The sequence below is a fragment of the Mesorhizobium sp. P171375 genome, assembly GCF_057786075.1.
The window spans coordinates 2,956,890-2,973,135 of sequence record NZ_JBYNWF010000001.1; the positions used below are offsets into that span (position 1 = coordinate 2,956,890).

The window sequence follows — 16,246 nt, forward strand, 5'->3', positions numbered from 1 at the left end:
ATCAACGCCAACCGGCGGGGTCGAGGAACCTGCGAATCCAACCCATCGTGTTTCCCTTTTCCGCGAAACGCTCGCCGGGGAAATCCGGGTGCTCGGTCAGAAACAGGGGCGCGAGCACATTTGCCACGGCGGCATAGGGATTACTGCTGGAGTCCGGACGGTTCTGGTCGCAGATCACCGGATGGGGTCCCGCCACCAGCGTCGTGGCCTGCTTTCGTTGCGCGACGGTTACGTCCGATTCGCCGAGATTGCCAAGCGCGGCGCGGATCTCGGGCGCACTGGCGAAGTCGCGGCCGATCATGGTTATCCAGTTGACGCCCTTGATGCCGTTTCTGATCAGCGGGAGCGTGCCGTTCATGTGCTCGATATCAACGCCCCAGAAGCGGCGCGCTCGTGTGTAGATGGCATCGAATGCGTCTTCGAGAAGCAGAGGTTCATACACAAACACGAGGCCGCCATGGCCCGAATGCAACGGTACATTTTCAGCGATTGCTATTGCTGTATCGAGAAGAACATTGAGATCGGTATCGAGTGGAAGGAGCACACGGGCAAAGGCGAACAGCCCTTCATCCCTTATGTGCATAGCCTGGCAGTTAAAACTCCAGCTGCCTCGCGGCACATCAATTTCCATTCCATCCCAATACTGAGCTTCGAAGGCTCTGCCTTGCCGGATGCGCCGGCGGGTGGCTTCAAAATACGGACGCCTGAGTCCAGCGTCGGCGGCGGCACGCCCATGCATCGTCAGCATGGGGTCGGCGACGGAAGACCACAGGGGCAATTCGGCTATCTTGAATTGCAGCAGCCTGTTGGCGGGGCAGGTGCTTTCATAGAGATCGACAAGGTATTCAAACGTGCGCTCCGTTGGCCCTACGAGATAGACCGTCAGATCGAGCATGATCTTCAATGCAACTTCGTCGCCGACAATCAGCGGCTGCGTGAGTGCGAGAGGCAAACCCGGAACTTGCATCTTCTATTCCGCATCGCTCTTTGGAATACCCTTCTTCGCACCGTCGATCATTACGCGGAGCAGGTCGAGCTTGTGGGTCAGAAACGACGTGAAATCAGGGAAACGCCGCTCCTCAGTGGTTATGTCGAGAGCAACGAAATCCATCTCGCCATCACTGCGAGCCGCGTGGGGATCGATGTAGAGAAGCTGGTTCGAATCCTCGCCAAGCAGAACGACGAGGCCTCCGTTCTCAAAAGGGTTCTCTTGGTCGAGATCGGCGAAAATCTCGGCCAGGTCTTCAAGGTGTTCCTCAACCCACTCGGCTCGGTGGTCTTCCACCGCAAGCAATTTGGCGTCACCAGAGAGGTCCGCCCAGCCATTGTGAAGTTCGAGGAAGGCCCTGTAGCTTGGCGGCAAAGGCTTGCCCAGTTTTTTCTCCAGGGCAGCAATTTGTCGTTCTGAGCAGGGTTTGCCCAATCGATGTTCGTACTCCTCGTCAAAGGCAAGCTGGTCGTAGGTTCGCAGGGCCTGCGCCAGCTGTTCGACCAATTGGGGAAGGGGCAATCGTTGGCTCATGATCTTGTCCTCATTCGTCGGCCCTTGGTTGTTGCCCTGGCAGTGGATCAGCAGCAGTCGCCTTTGACGCCAGTATGCTTGCCGGGATCACTCGTTTTGAGCTGATTGAGCTGACCGCCGATCCATCTATTGGGCCGGCGCGACATCCATCTCAGATTGCTGAGCCTGGTTGGATGACCGCAAAACTGGATTTCCTTGATGTGATCGACGCTGAAGCTCTTGTAGGGCGGCGAGCTTGACTCAGCCTTCTTCTGCAAAGCGTCCCGGCAATAATCGGGGGCTTTGTTCGATATGTGTTTGAAGCCCTTGTTGTTAAGCGCCTGTAGCTCCGGATTTTGGCTCTGGCGCATCGCCATGCCTCTCAACTGGCTGGCCCGCTTGTCGCCCTCCTCTCTCAGCGCGTCATATCCGCGAGGACCGGTTCCGCCCCCGGCGCTTTTCAAGGTCTTGCTTTTTATCATCCCGTCTATTTGAGCCAGTTTCTTGCAAATCTCTTCCTGCTCGCATTTGTTGAACTTGTGCCGGCCTGGCGAGGGTTTGCCAGGAGCATCCGTGCAGGGGATCGTCAATATGTTCGGCCGGCCCGGGCTGCTCGGATTGATGTTGCCCATCAGGTCAACAGTGTTCTTGTTGTTGTGGAATTTCTTGTCGGTGTCCCGGCAGGCATTCTTGCCGTCCATCTTGACATCGAACGAATAGGTTATCCAATCGGTCGCCTGCTTGAACGTATTGGACTTGACTCCCCCCACGGTTCCCGGCTCATCGCCGGTGGACATTTTGTACTGCGAGCCCTTGTTTGCGATCATCACGCCGCCCTTGGCAAAGACGGTCGTGGTTCCGTCTCCCAATGTACTGCTCATCGCGAAGTTCGGGTAAGGCATCGGCACCGGGCCGCCCGGGGTTGGTGTTTTGCAGACGTCGGGTATCGTCGCCTTTGAGAAACCGGTCGAGCTCTTGTGTGTGAGACCGAGGCCGTTCACGGTGATGTGCGTAGGCATCAGCGTGTGCTCCTTGGACCACCAAGCAACGCGGCTGCGCGCGCGCCATTTTCCGAACTCGCCCAGATAAGCGAAAGCGGTCCCTTGCTGTAGCCTCGGGCTTCGGCCTCGGCGACCAGGCTGACGAACAGCGGACCCGACGCCGCGCCGACGTCGCCCCAGCAATCCGCCGGGGTCTCGAAATCGGCGGCATCCTTGAACCGGCCTGGATTGCGCAGAACGGCGAAACCGTACTCGTTGCCGCGATAGCGTTCGCCGTTCATGTCGCAGATGATGCGGTCTACCGGATCGATGGGGGCATCGTCGAACAGTTGCTGAAATGCTTTGCTCAAACCATCCCCGAGACAAACGGTCTGGGTTTTTATCCGGTTCTGTTCGCTGGCAATGGCAGTGCAGACCACTTCGAGCAGAGGTTTGAGCACGAAATCCCTTGCTGTCTGCAGCTTTGTCATAAGGCAGAAGCCGGCACCTTCGCCCGGACAGAACCCATAGGTGTTTTCATCCGAATGGAGTTGTTCCTGTTCGTCCAGCCACTCCAATGTTTCCGGTTCGAGGTAGGTATCGACACCGCCAGCCAGGCAAAACTTGGCTTTGTTTTCCTTCAGCATCTTGAAGGCGTGATGGATAGCCAGCATTCCGCCCGCATGACCGCCTGCATTGGACCCTCCACCGGCGAGCGCGATGTCCTGCGAGAGCCTGGCGCGAAGTTGTGCGTACACGCTCGCAGCGAAATTATCGCCCTGGCCTGGCCGTGCCTGACCGGTGGATACGATCATTGCGACCGGCACGGATTGGCCAATGCCACGCAACGGTGCCAAGGCATCAAGTGCCGGCGAGGTTGCGATTGCGACCGCGCGATCGGGCCCGCCCAACGCCGCGTCGATGCCGACATCGCGCGTCACCTTCATCCGTTCGCCGAAACGATCGATCATATAGGGGTGGTTCTGGATGCCTGATATGCCGGCGCGCACAGCCGCCGCACTGGCGGCGGCGGAAAATCCGAGCGGCGTGCGCGCACCGACCCCGACAACGACTATGGTGTTGCCGCCAGCCATCATTGAGGTCCTGTCCAAACGCCAGTGCGGCCAACGGCGGCGGAAACGCCTGTGCGCCGCCGGATTCGGATAGTGCTGGTGCTGAGTTTCTCCTCATCGTAGGGCACTGGAAGTGCGGAGAGCCAGGTGATGACGAACTGTCGATCATCCGGCCTGAGGCGCAATGTATGGATCGAAGCCTCTTCGTGTTTGATATCGGGTTTGTTCTTGAAATGCGTCGTGATGTCGAAGGTTACGCGTGGCAGAAGAAACTGCATAAATCCATCGGCGGTCAGTCCGCCGAGCCGAACATCTTCGTAGCCGGCCAGTGGCGATTTCGTTTGTTGGTCTTCCGGTGCGCATTGATAGTACAGGCGATTGAAATCGCGAGGCAGCAGCGGGTTGCGCGTCTTCTGCCATTCCTCGCCATAGGTGCCTGCATATTTCGAACGCGGTTGCCAGTGATGTGCGATCGGGCCGAAACCTGCGGGTCGCCCGCTGCGGTGATCGCGATAGGGCGCGTCGCTATATTCGAAATTGGGTGCCGTTTTGCCAACCAGCCTTTGAGGGTCCGCGGCGAAACCGGCGCCGATCGGGTTGCGCTGATCCCAATCCGGCTTCGACGCCTCAACATCCGTGCCACCATAGGTGCGGCGCCAGCTGATCGGCATCTTGCCGAAGGGTTCCGGGCGGCTCATGCGAACTGAAACAGGCCCGGGCATGAATATTCGATCGCCGACGACTTTGACGATCTTGTCGAGATCGCCGACCTTCAGCCGAGCGGTGGCCTCGATGTTCGGCCGGCCGTTAGAGGCGTACACATGCCCTTCGACCAGCACGTCGGTGTGTCTCTTTTCGATGTGAAAATCGTCGTCGTCGATCAGTTCATTGGGATCGGCTGCGAACACCGGCGCCATATTGATCGGGATCTGTTTTTTCAGCGGTGTCTGCTTGCCGGTGGGGTCGATTTCAAAGGAAGCCTTGATCGCCAGCAGCCACACTTCCTGTCCGCTTTCGTCGCGCGTCCACAGCCCTTCCGCCGCGAATGGTGTTTGGTTCGATAGCGGCAACATTCAGACCAGCCTCTCCCAACTGCCGGCGAGGATTGTCTCCAGCGTCGCTTGCGGCGAGTGCGGATCGATGTCGAAAATGTCGGAGTACCGGGTCCACATCACCAGGTCGGCGATCAGCTCTTCGCCCGGCTCGGCCGGCGGCATCGGCAGTGCCGCCAAAGCTGCATCCAGTTCGTCAGGCGTCAACTCGCCCTGTTGGGCGGCAATGGCCGCCTCCTCGATTCCGGCAAACCATGCCTCGGCATGCGTCAGCGCGACAGGCGCTTCGGGTAGCAGGGCAACGACGCTCAAGGGGAATTTCCGGCCAACCTTGTCGGCGCTTTGCAGGATGATGCCCGCCGACGCGCCGAAGGAATTCGCGCCTGCCAGAAACCGCAGCGCGGTGCCAGTGGCCCAGATGTCCTGGCCGAACAGCGGCACCAGATGCTGGGCCAGCCAGCGGTCCCACAGGCGCACGAACTCACCCGTCAGCCGCCGCGTCACGAAATCGCCGGTGGTGGGCATTTTGCCGTAGAAGCCGGGCAGGATCATATCTGCGGCGGACATGAGAATTTCTTGAACATCTGGAGGTTGTAGGGATTTTCGACGCTCGCCGCCTTGAGCTTGAAATCGGCATACATGCCTTTCGTTCCCAGCCGCAGGCTGTAAACATCGGATAGCGAGGTGCCGGTAAAGCGGCCGCCGCGCAGCATCCTCAGCCAGGCCCAGCTGCCGGTCTCGTTGAGCATGATCTCGGGCGAGCCGTCGATTGGCTGGAAGGCGAGCGAGATGACGCCCGTGCCGTCCTTGCCAGGCCAGGTCATCGGCTGCGGCCGCGTCGCATTGTTGAAGTAGACGAGGCTCTGGCCGTCGAGATTGAGGGTGACGCGGGTGACGTTGGGCGACAGGTCCGTCGGCTCAAGCGTGAAGGCCATCACCGGACCTTGACCACCCGGGAAAAGATCGTCGCGGATGCGCCGCGCCTGCTCGAAAGCGGCAAGGGCGGACGGGTCGAGGCCGAAATCGGCACGCCATTTCCACGGCTGTGCCGAGGTGTCGACATAGCTGATCAGATGGTCGTTGATGAAGCCGTCGATCATGCCCGCCGGTCCGAACAGGCGGGCGAAGTCGCGCACGTTGACGTCGACCGCGCTGTCGGGGCTGAACGGATAGCGGTCGTTGAGCGCAGCCTGGCAGAAGGGCAGGATGTCGGCACGCCATATTGCGTTGAGCTCGGAGGCCACGGCCTTCTGCGTCAGCCCGCTGGTGTCGCCGGCAATGCCGCTCAGCCAGGTGTTCACGGGGTCGGGCAGGATCTGCGCCTGCCTGGCGACGGCGCCGGTCAGCTCGGCAAGGCCGCCCTGTTTCTTGATCGCATCCTGCGGGTCAGGATTGGCGGTGACCGTCTGCAGCACATTGGACAGCGCCGTCAGCGCCACCACCGCTGCGTCAAGCGCCGGCGGCTGGCCATCGACCTCGGCAATCGTGCTCTTGAGCGGCTTGAAGTGCTCGGCCACCAGCGTGCCGGTCAGGTCGACCTCGCTGGCCGAGCCGGCGCGCGGCAACAGCTTGGCGCCGGTCTTGACGATCTTGCCCAGCTTGCCGAGTTTGCCCAAAAGTTTGGAGCCGCCCTTCGCCGCCGCCTTGTCGTCGGTCGCTGGCGCCTCGTCCGAGCGGGTGAGGTCGACCTCCTGGACGACGGCCGTCAACAGCCGCTTCAACGCGGAATCGGCGCTGGAAAGGTCCTTCAGATTCTCGCTGGCAATGTTGAGGTCGCTCAGCGGCGCCAGCCGCATGTCACGCAGGAAACTGTCCCACTGCGCGATGTAGTCGTCATAGTAGAGCTTCAGAATGTCTTCCGACAGCGCCGACACGGACGTTTCGGAATTCTCTGAGCAGCCGCCGGCAAACACGGCGCGGTCGAGTGCTGCCTGGGCGGCGACATCCTCGACCCGGTCGAGGATCGCGTCGTGGAAACCTTCATAGGTGAAGGCGCCTGATATGCCGACACGAAGCGTCTTGTCGGAGCGTCGCGAAAACACCTTGGCGCCGTTCGGGCCGGCGAAATTGGCGGGGATCCATTCCTTCAATCCGGCCACCGCCGGGTCGGCCAGCAACTGCTTGTAGGCGCGCGCCGGCAGCGAGATCGTGCACACCGTCTTCAACGCTTCGGCGACCAGGGCCTGGTCGGGCGCTATGTAGCTGTCGTCGACCGCCATGCGGCGGATCGCGGCCAGCTGGTGTTCCTCCGCATCGGCGGTCGGGAAGGGGGCGGCCGGCGCGAATTCGGGCAGGTCGTTCACCCACCAATTCTGCACGAAATCCGAATCCATCTGCGACAGGCCGGTCATCATGCGGTAGGTCTTGAGCGCGCCCAGCATGAAGTCCGGATCGCGGATCTGCCGCCACATCGTCGCCTCCAGCAGCGCCACCATGCGGGGCTCCAGCACGTTACGCAAAGCATGGTCATAGGTGTCGGTCTGCGCCCGCATCAGTTCGGCGGAGGCCGAAGGCCCGAGCAAATCCTGCGCCTTGTCGGGCGGCGCAGTCCTGGCACTGGCGACCTCATCCATGGCGTTGAGGGCAACGTCCATCGCCGGCTGCTGCACCGAGGCGGGCGTCGCGGCGGCCGAGGTCAGCGGCGCCTGCAATGCCTCGAACTGGCCGGCTTGCGCGGCGATCGCATTGCGGTTGTCATAGTAGGACCAGGTGAACAGCGAGCCGGCCAGGATAGCGGCGGCCGCGCAGGCAGCGGCGGCGCCGCGCCAGATCCAGCTCCGGCGGCGCTGCGCCAGCGGATCGAACGTGCCGAGCCCGGCCTCCTTGAAGATCACTTCGGTCAAAAGGTTCTTGAGGAAGAAACTGCGCTTTTCAAAGCGCTGCGCCGGCATCGAGCGTCGCGCCGGCAGGCCGAAGGAAGAGGCGAGTGCAGCGGTGAGCCGGTCGATCGGCGCGCCTTCCTGGGTGGCCGAGGTCAGATAGAGGCCGCGCAGCCAGGCGGCTTCCTCGTAGCGGCTCTCGCCGAACATCGCCTCGACCAGCACCTGGATCGGCTCGGAGAGGCTTTGCAGCTGCGCCGGAAAACGGAAGATCTCGGCCCGTTCGGCCAGCTTGTCTTCGTCTTCCAGCCGCGGCACCAGCCGCTTTTCCAGCTCCCTCGACAGCGTCGAGATTTCGCCCGCGATCGTCTTGGCGTCTACGCGCGCGTCGAGAGGGAAGGTCGTGCCCCAAACCTGTTCGCGCGCCTGCGTCGACAGGCCGCCGAAGAAAGCCTCGAAGCCTCTTATCAGATCGGCCTTGGTCAGCATGAGATAGACCGGCAGCCGGATTTCCAGCCGCTCCTCGAGCTCCGCCAGCCGCCTGCGGATCTTGCGGCCATGCGCCTTGACGGCTTCGTCGCCTTCCGAAAGCGTATCGATCCCAAGCGCGACGATAACGCCGTTCAGCGCGCGGCGGCCGCGGTGCTTCTTCAACAGGTCGAGGAAGCCCAGCCATTCGGCGGCGTCGACGTCGGGCTGGCTTTCTTGCTGCACATAGCGGCCGGCAGTGTCTATCATCACCGCGTTTTCGGAGAAGAACCAGTCGCAGTTGCGGGTGCCGCCGATCCCTTGCAGATCGTCGGTCAGGTCGATCGGAAAGTTAAGGCCGGACTGGCGCAAGGCCGTCGTCTTGCCGGTCGCCGGCGGTCCGACGATTACATACCACGGCATCTCGCGCAGGAATTTGCGGCCGCCGAGCTTGCGCCGCTTCAGCTCCACCATCACGTCCTGGAATTTGGCGCCGACCGCGGCGACATTTTCTTCGCCGGGGCTGAGCCGCTTTTCCTCGACCGGTGCTGCAATCTCGGCGACGAACATGCGGTTGGCGCGGATCGCGCGGCGCTGCGCGACGATCAGCCAGATCAGCCAGAAGATCACCAGAAGCGCGATGATGACGATACGCACCGTCTCCGACGCCATCGGCACATAGTCGCCGACCCGCACGATCGGGCCGAACACCCAGATGATCAGCGACAGCAGCGCCAGCCCGATCAGCGTCCACAGGAAACGCGAGGTCAGGACCGCCCAGAGGAAGCGCAGGATGAACATGTCACAGCCTCTTCTCGACCAGCACTTCAACGCGGCGGTTGAGCGCACGGCCTTCCCGCGTGGAGTTGTCGGCCACCGGATCGCTTTCGGCGCGGCCTTCGGAAGATATGATCTCCTTCGGCACGCCGGCTTGTATCAGAAGCTCGGCTATGGTTTCGGCGCGCGCTTCCGACAGGCGCTGGTTGCTGGCAAGCGGGTTGGATCTTTGCAGGCGCACATTGTCGGTATGGCCAACGACGGTGATCTTTCCGATCAGGTCCTTGTTGTCGAGGATCACCTTGGCGATGGACTCTATCAGGGGCTCATAGCCCTGGGTCAGTGTCGGACGCGACGATTGGAAGAGTTCGGGGCTGGAAGCCTGGACAACCAGCTTGGCCAGCGAGACGCTCTCCGTGCCGCTCAGCGCCTTGCTCGTTTCCGCCGGCGCCGCCTTCTGGAATTCCGGTAGCAGCGCGTAGTCGACGGCAACCGGCAGAGGTGGCGGAGTGTCCGCCTTGGGTGCCGCGCGGGTGACGTCGGCGCGTGTCGGCGGCGGCAAAGCACGCACCAGCGCCGAAAGCTCGACCGCCTGGCTGCTCAGCCCCATCGACAGGCCGATATGGATGGCGGTCGCGATCACCGCGGCGGCCACCGCCATCACCCAGATCGGCACGATGAAGCGCTGCGGTTCGTCGGACGCGATCACGCCCTTCCAGTTCGGCGACAACGGCGCGCCTTCGGCGTCGCTGTCGCGCAGGAAACGCGCCGCCGCCACGCGCACGGCATTGAGCGAACGGTCGCCGGAGCGGCCGGGCACGCGGTATTTGCCACGGAAGCCGAGCGCCATGCAGTGATACTGCAACTCCAGCATTTCGCGGTCGCGGTTGGGATGGCGCTCGAGATCTTCGAGGCGGGCAAAGAATTGCGCGCCGGCATCGACGTCGCCGCGCAGCATCACCACCAGCGGCTGGCGCGGCCAGGCGCTGGCGCCGCCCCACGGCGTGTTCAGCGCGAGGTCATCGAGCAGCGCCGCCACCAGCCATGCCGCCTGGTCGGCGCGTTCGAGCGACGAGCCTTGCGCCATGGTGGCGTCGCGGCAGCGCACGAGTTCGTCGAGCAGCCTCGTGCGCAGCGCTTCCGGATTTTCGGGCGGCAGCGCGTTTTCCAGTTCGGGCGCAAATTCGAGCAGCGGCGAGAAAGCGTTGACGAGTGCGTTCGGATGGGCGCGCGAGGAACGCTTGGCTGTGACGCCCGACGCTGGCAGGGGCATGGCGCGCGGCGTCGGCGCTCCGCTCAGACGGATGCGCGTGCGCTCCCGATCCTCGGACAGTCCGAATGGATCGTCCCTGCTCATCATCTCACCTGTTGACCGAGTAGCAGTCGACCTGCGGTTCGCTGGGCAGCACGCCCGAAACGCCGATCACAAAACCAGGCGCTTCGAGCAGCGAGGCCCAGTGCTCGCTTTTCTGGTCGAGTTCGAGGCACAGCCGGTCGCCGTCATAGGGAATTTCGCGCGGCTGCGAATGCAGCGGCTTCAGCGGAATGCCGGGCAGGCGCGACTTCCACAGCCCTTCGAATTCGCTGGCCGAGCCGACGGTCGCCTGATTGACGAAAATCTTGCGCAAGGCGTCCTCCGACAGTTCGGAGCCGATCCGCACCACGATCCGGCTCGCCACCAAAAGTTTTGGGTTGTCGATGCGGATCTTCCAGACGTTGGTGGCATGCCGCATGACGGGGAGAGCGCGGGATTTCGGCTCGATGTAGCGCAGGCTGAGGATCAGCGAGCGCAGCGCATCGGCCAGCGCCGAATAGGCCGGCCCCGGCGCCATGTGGTCGTAAACCGGCAGTTCGCCCAGCCGACGCGCGCTCGAACCGTAAGTCGCCATCGAGCCGGCGAGACCGGCAAGCTCCATATAGACCTCAGCCGGATGGAAGACGTCCTGCGCCAGCATGTGCGCCAGCCGCGGCCGCGCGGCGTTGACCAGGTTCAGGATCAGGAGGTCCTCGACACTGCGCCCGGGGCCGCCCAGCACCATCTTGCCATGCGCCTCGGCGATCTGGTCGAGGCCGGTGACGACTTCCTGCAGCAGGCGGCTGTACCAGGAGGCCGCACCGATGACCAAAGTCGGCGGCAGGAAGGTGTCGTCGAGCGCCACGCCGCCATCGGCGCGCACCCCCTTGAGTTCGGCCACCGGCAGCGCGGTGTAACCGCCAACGGCCGTGGCCGGCGCCAGCAACAGCGCCTGCGGCCGCGCGATCTCGATTTCCTCGGGATCGGAACCGCCATGCACGGCGTCGCGCACCGATACGATCCGGCCGCGGTAGCGCGCGCCGGACGGCTCGGCGTGCGCCGGGTCGAAACCAACACCGCCAGGCGGTTCGAGCGGCAGTGCGATCAGCACCGGTCCTGCGCCCATCTCCGGCGTTACCGCCAGCGGCCGCGGCGCATCCATCGTCTCGGGGATCGAAAACGGCGTCCCGTCGGGAAAGATCCCGCGCGCCGAAAGCACCGAGATCTGGCCGGCATCGAGCTGTGCCTGATCGAGCGTCAGCGTTCGAAAGCCGAACGTATGCAGATGCCCGGCCTGCAAGGCGCCGCGCACCGTCGCCTCGAAGAAGCGGTCCTGTTGCTGGAAATGCTGGGTGCGCAGGAATAGCCCCTCCGACCACAGCACCCTGTTTGCGTCGCTCATGCCGGCACTCTCTGCTTCCTGCTCATCACCTTGGTGCGGCTTTGCGGACTTGCGCCGCTAGGCGGAAATGCCCCCGCTGCCGAGCTTCACATTGACGGTGAACTTCGATCCCGGCGACACCGACTTGGTCGTGCGCCAGTTGCGTCCGCCGGGTTCCCTGATCAGCGCGACGAAGCCCAGGGCCGCCACTTCAGGTTCGACCGTGATGGTCTTCGACGCGGTCTGGCCGGGTCCGACGGAAATCGTGTCGGAGCCGACGAGATCGCCGCCAAGTGCGGAGCCCGCACCGCCTTGCAGGGCGAAATAATCGGCAGAATTGAAGGCGCCAGTGCTCTTCAGACGCAGGATCATTACGGTCACCGGCCTGTCGCCACCGCCCGGTCCCGGGTTCATGCCGGCGCCGCCGGCAAGATTGACCGTTATGACGGACGGTTTCGGCGGGCCGCTCTGGCAAGCCGTCAGCAGTCCCGTCGCGCCCAAAGCAAGAATGAATTCGCGTCTGTCGATCATGTCCTAGTCCTCCTCATATGCGTCTCGAAAATCAGCGCCGATTTCGCCCAGAAAGCGCGTCTCGGCGCTGTGAGCGATTTCACTGTGGCGTTTCTGGTACAGTTCCCAGAGCTTGGCGCCGCGCCCGCCGGTCAGCAGATTGCCGATCGCAGAACTCGACTTCAGTTCCTGCTCGATCGCCGCCGGATCGAAGCGATCGATCATGCGCTTGAGCGCGCCCTGCACGCCGCGCCAAGCGCGAACGTGGTGCTGCGCCAGATCGCGCACCGCATCCTGGATCGCCGCCTCGGCGCCTAGGAAACCGGGGCTGCGCTCGGCCAGGATGGTCACCAGCGCATCGTCGACCGAGGGCAGGAATTTGAGCGGGTTGACCTCGGATGCGCCAACCACGGTTTGGGCGACGCGGGCATTGCCCTTCTCTTCGGCGCGCTTGCGCAAAAGCTGCATCAGCCCTTCCATCATCAGCCGGTATTCGCGGCCGAACTTCTCCATATCGGCCACCGGGTCGCGGCCGGGAAAATCTGCCTCGTCCATTCCCATGCCGCGCAGGAAAGCCGCGCGCAATTCCGTGTTCGACTGTCCGGCCGGCGGCCGCGCCGCGGCTTGCCGGACAGGAGCGCGCGGCGGCGGTGGAGACGGGGCTGGTGGTGGCTGCCGTGGCGATGGCGCGGCCGCGCGGACGGGCAGGTCCCAAGGCGCAGGAGAGGGGGCAGGCGTGGGCGCATCGCTTCCGCCGCCATCCGTCACGCCGGCGTCGAGGCTGGTGGACTCGGCAGGGCCAAAACCAAACCCGTCATCAAAGGCCGGCGGCTTCTCGGAACTGGATCTGATCGGCTCTCTCGACAGCGGCGCGGAGTCGAGGCCGAAGGGGTCGTCGAACAGCGGCTTGCCGCCGCCTTTGTCGGTGGCGGCCTCCGGCGCCGGCGTCGCCACCGGGTCGAGGCTGAATGGATCGTCGAACGCCTGCGAGCTGCGTTCGTCGGAGCGCGCGCGCGCGAATGCGCCGGGCGCCGGCTTCTCGAACGGATCGGGCAGGTCGGCGGGTCGCGGCCGTCCCGGTTCTTCTTCCGTCGTGGACGAAAAGAAATCGTCGCCGCCGAGACTGACCGGTGCCCGCGACGCCGCCGGCTTACTGGCAGGCGCTGAGGGCCTGGAGGCCGGCGGTTCGGTCGTCGCTGTCTGCAGGTCGACCCACACGACATAGTCGCCCAGCCGCAGCCGCATGCCGCTTTGCAGGCGCGCCGAATTTCCCGCGCCGAGCGGGCTGGCGGCATCGTCGATGAACAACCCGCTGCTGGAGGTGTCGGTGACGAAATAGCCGCCCTGCTTGCTGGTGATTGTGCAGTGGGCACGCGAGACGAACATGTCGGGATCGTTGATCTGCCAGTCGGCGTCGGCGCTGCGGCCGATCACCAGCTCACCCTCGTCCAGCCGCGCCTGCCGCGTGACTTGCGCGCGTGGTCCCTGTTCGAGCGTCAGCAGCAGGCTCATGCCGCCACCTCTTCCCGCCAGCCGACAATGGTCCGCAGCCGCATGTCGTCGGCATCTCCCTTTTCGACGGGCCGTTTCAGCCAGGTGGTGCGGGCAAGCTGGACGGTTCCAAGCTTCGCCGGCGGCACTGCCTTTGCTGCAAGCACGATCCTCAGATCGACATCGATGGTCTCGCCGATCAGGTCGCGCACCGCCTGCTTCAACAGCTTCAGCCGCTCGCCGCCCGGCAGGAAGGCCTTGTAGTCCTTGTAGCTCAGCGCGCCGATGCGCAGCTCGATACGGCTCTGCCGGCTGAAGCTGCGCGGGCCGATGGTGGCGCTGCGGCCGAGCGTGGCGTAGCTGCCGGCAAGCCGCGTCTGCAACACCTTCGGGATGGTCAGCCAGGCGGCGACAAACTCCTTCAGCACCACCGGCACCTTGAAGGCTTCGGCCAGGAACAGCGTCAGCCGCTCGGGGCCGTCGACTTGGGCAGCGAGCGAGGCGGCCTGGCGAAGCTTCACCGCGTCGAGTTCGGCATTCTGCGTACCCGGCAGACCGATGCCGGCCATCGCTTCCAGCATGGAGCGGACGCGGCCCCCGACCCCGCGTTCGACCTGCACCGCCGGATGCGCATCCGCCCATGCGCGGTAGTAGAGCGCGATCATCCGGTGCTGCAAGATGTTGACGAAATCGACGAAGGTCGTGTCGCTCGTCTGCCGTGCCTCCGCACCCGCGTACCAGCGTTGCGACAGGCGATCGAGCACCCAGCGCGTCAGATGCAACGGCATTGGCCCTTCGGGTCCGAGCAGGCCGAGATTGTTGACCGTAACGCGTGCCGGCGACTTGTCCGTCGGCTCGCGGAAATCCACCACGTCCTGCACCGCGAAGGACAGGCGCACATTCTGGCCGAGCCTTGCCGGCTCGCGATCCGGTCGGCCGGAATGGCCGAACAGGCCGCCTTGCCTTTCCAGCCGGCGCAGCAGTTCGAAAAAGTCGAAACTCTCGGACAGGGTTGCGGCTCGCTCTAGATCAGGTAGCGATTGCCGGGCGTCATCGGCCATGGCACATCCTCCTGTTTCTGGAGCAAACGTGTGCGGGTGCGCACGAACCCATTGATGCCGGCATGGCGGGCAAACAGCCGCGACAGCAGGCCCGACAGCAGCAAGGTGCTTTGTCCTGCCAGCACCGACTGGTCGACATGCAGCGTCACTTCCGTGCCGCGGCCGAAACACATCGGTCCTTCGATCGCCAGCCTTTCGATCACCGCGCGCGAGTCGATGCGCACGATCGAGCGCACATTGCGGGCAAGCCCGGGATCGCCGCGTTCGGCGTAGAGATCGAGCAGCGCGTGCAGCGGATCGACGCCGCGGCCTTCCTTGGCCAGGCTGAGGAAGTTGAGCGCCAGCTGTGACACCAGCCGCCAGGCGAGATCATCGGCGCGCGACTCGCCGTCGGCGCCGGCCGGCAGCGCTGCCGGAATGGCCGGCTGCGGTGAACGCAAAGCGCCGAGCAGCCGCACCGTCTCCACCGGGTCGCCGGCTTCCAGCGTCAGGTTAGGCGTGTCGTCGAGGATGGCCAGGTCGCGGTTGGTGCACAGCGCCGCGATGTCGACGCGCTTCAGCGGCCGGTTGGCTTGACTGTGGACCGGGCGCGAGATCGCCAGGAAGACGTCGTCGCCGGCATAGGAGGTGCGCGTCACGCCCTGGCTGCGCTCGTCCTCGGTTGGCCGACGCGGCCGCCGCTCGGTCGAATAGACCCAGCCGCTGCCACGGTTTTGTCCGAGGCTGAAGAGCTCCGGTATTTCCGCATCGGGACCTTCGGCGTCAGCATCTTCGACGCGGATGACGCGGTAGATCTCAAAATCGCGCGCGCGCGTGCGGTCGGCGTGCAGCACCTGGCGCGTCTTGCGGTGATCGAGCTCGATGACGTTGCACTCGCGCTCGAAGAGATTGATGATCGGCGTCGCGAAAAGTTCGAAATCCGCCGGCGACAGATCGGCGAGCTCGGGCACCGGGCGCCTGAACAGGAAGATGATCTCAAGGCCCGCCTGGCATTTGCGCACCACCGGCTGCAAGCCGGTTACGCGCGCATAATGGAAGCGCTCGGGCATCATGAAATATTCGCGCAACAGCCGGTAACCTTCGAAGGTCGGCCGCGTGCGCGGCATCATCGCCTCGGCATCGGCGATGCCAACCATCTCCGGCGCCGGCAGGGGCGACAGCGGATTGGTCTTGCCTTCAGGTCTTGCGCCGACGCCAGAGCAGACGCCGAAGATCGCGTCGAACGTCAGCGGCGCCTTGGTGCGGTTGGCGAAGTAGAGGTCAAGCCGGTCGAGCGCCAGTTCGCCCAGTTTGACCTTTCCGGTCGGGGCAAGCGTGATGCGAAGTGCGGCTTCGCCGCCCTTGCCGCCGATCGGGCCAATGCCGGCGGCGGCCAATGCGCTGCGATCCTGGAAATAGCCGACCGAACTGATCGCGATCGGAAACAGCGTCATGTCCTGCGCCGTGGTGAATGTGCAGCGTGTCGACAGGCCGGCCTGCAGGCTGGAGACCAGCCGCGTGCCGCGCTTGACGACATGGCCGGCAAGCATGGTCTGCACCTGCTGGCCGGGCTTCAGCACCACCATGGCGGTTGCCGGTGCCGGCGTGACGAGATCGGGATAAAGCACATCGAGGATGGCGCGCGAAAAACGCGAGCGTTCGGCATCCACCTTCAGCCGCGTGCGCGCGGCGAGAAAGGCGACGCCGTCGAGCAGCCGCTCGACATAAGGATCGGGACACGGCACCGTATCCAGCGACAGATTGCGGGCAACCGCCGGATGCATGTCGGCGAACTCCGCCGCCAGCCCGCGAATGTGGGACAGTTCCTCCTCGTAATATTCTACGAAGACCCGGTCCATC

The 16,246-nt window shown here is 64.0% G+C and carries 13 protein-coding genes; all 13 read right to left on the bottom strand.

Features of this window, described 5'->3' with window-relative positions; genetic code table 11:
- Position 1 precedes the first annotated feature (1 nt).
- From ACYHH6_RS14155 to tssF, 13 genes are read right to left on the bottom strand one after another with little or no spacing between them, the layout of a single operon-like run.
- Positions 2-967, bottom strand: coding sequence for a type VI immunity family protein (locus tag ACYHH6_RS14155; protein ID WP_352589067.1), 966 nt, complete (start codon positions 965-967; stop codon positions 2-4).
- 3 nt (positions 968-970) lie between these two features.
- On the bottom strand, positions 971-1,522 hold the full coding sequence (locus ACYHH6_RS14160; RefSeq protein WP_352589064.1) for an SMI1/KNR4 family protein: 552 nt from the start codon (positions 1,520-1,522) through the stop codon (positions 971-973).
- Between the two features lie 47 nt (positions 1,523-1,569).
- Positions 1,570-2,520, bottom strand: coding sequence for a DUF4150 domain-containing protein (locus tag ACYHH6_RS14165; RefSeq protein WP_352589061.1), 951 nt, complete (start codon positions 2,518-2,520; stop codon positions 1,570-1,572).
- A complete protein-coding gene (locus ACYHH6_RS14170; protein ID WP_352589058.1) occupies positions 2,520-3,575 on the bottom strand; it encodes a beta-ketoacyl synthase N-terminal-like domain-containing protein in 1,056 nt (351 codons plus the stop codon). The genes ACYHH6_RS14165 and ACYHH6_RS14170 overlap by 1 nt, the downstream gene beginning before the upstream one ends.
- Positions 3,575-4,627, bottom strand: coding sequence for a DUF2169 family type VI secretion system accessory protein (locus ACYHH6_RS14175; RefSeq protein WP_352589055.1), 1,053 nt, complete (start codon positions 4,625-4,627; stop codon positions 3,575-3,577). The genes ACYHH6_RS14170 and ACYHH6_RS14175 overlap by 1 nt, the downstream gene beginning before the upstream one ends.
- Positions 4,628-5,173, bottom strand: a complete 546-nt coding sequence (gene tagF / locus ACYHH6_RS14180; protein WP_352589052.1) for a type VI secretion system-associated protein TagF — start codon at positions 5,171-5,173, stop codon at positions 4,628-4,630.
- Entirely contained in the window at positions 5,155-8,694 is a 3,540-nt protein-coding gene (gene tssM, locus ACYHH6_RS14185) for a type VI secretion system membrane subunit TssM (protein WP_352589049.1), read from the bottom strand. The genes tagF and tssM overlap by 19 nt, the downstream gene beginning before the upstream one ends.
- Before the next feature lies 1 nt (position 8,695).
- Complete coding sequence (gene icmH / locus ACYHH6_RS14190) at positions 8,696-10,027, bottom strand: type IVB secretion system protein IcmH/DotU (protein ID WP_352589046.1); 1,332 nt, start codon at positions 10,025-10,027, stop codon at positions 8,696-8,698.
- A gap of 4 nt (positions 10,028-10,031) precedes the next feature.
- Positions 10,032-11,366: a type VI secretion system baseplate subunit TssK gene (tssK, locus tag ACYHH6_RS14195; RefSeq protein WP_112565931.1), complete on the bottom strand. Its 1,335-nt coding sequence runs from the start codon at positions 11,364-11,366 to the stop codon at positions 10,032-10,034.
- 57 nt (positions 11,367-11,423) lie between these two features.
- Positions 11,424-11,876 carry a type VI secretion system lipoprotein TssJ gene (gene tssJ, locus ACYHH6_RS14200; protein ID WP_112565928.1) on the bottom strand — a complete coding sequence of 151 codons (453 nt, stop codon included), beginning with the start codon at positions 11,874-11,876 and terminating at the stop codon, positions 11,424-11,426.
- Between the two features lie 3 nt (positions 11,877-11,879).
- Positions 11,880-13,367, bottom strand: coding sequence for a type VI secretion system-associated FHA domain protein TagH (tagH, locus tag ACYHH6_RS14205; protein ID WP_352589042.1), 1,488 nt, complete (start codon positions 13,365-13,367; stop codon positions 11,880-11,882).
- Positions 13,364-14,407 (bottom strand): type VI secretion system baseplate subunit TssG, encoded by a 1,044-nt coding sequence (tssG, locus tag ACYHH6_RS14210; RefSeq protein WP_352589039.1) that lies wholly within the window; start codon positions 14,405-14,407, stop codon positions 13,364-13,366. The genes tagH and tssG overlap by 4 nt, the downstream gene beginning before the upstream one ends.
- Positions 14,371-16,245: a type VI secretion system baseplate subunit TssF gene (gene tssF, locus ACYHH6_RS14215; RefSeq protein ID WP_352589036.1), complete on the bottom strand. Its 1,875-nt coding sequence runs from the start codon at positions 16,243-16,245 to the stop codon at positions 14,371-14,373. Before tssF ends, tssG begins: the two co-directional genes overlap by 37 nt.
- Position 16,246 lies beyond the last annotated feature (1 nt).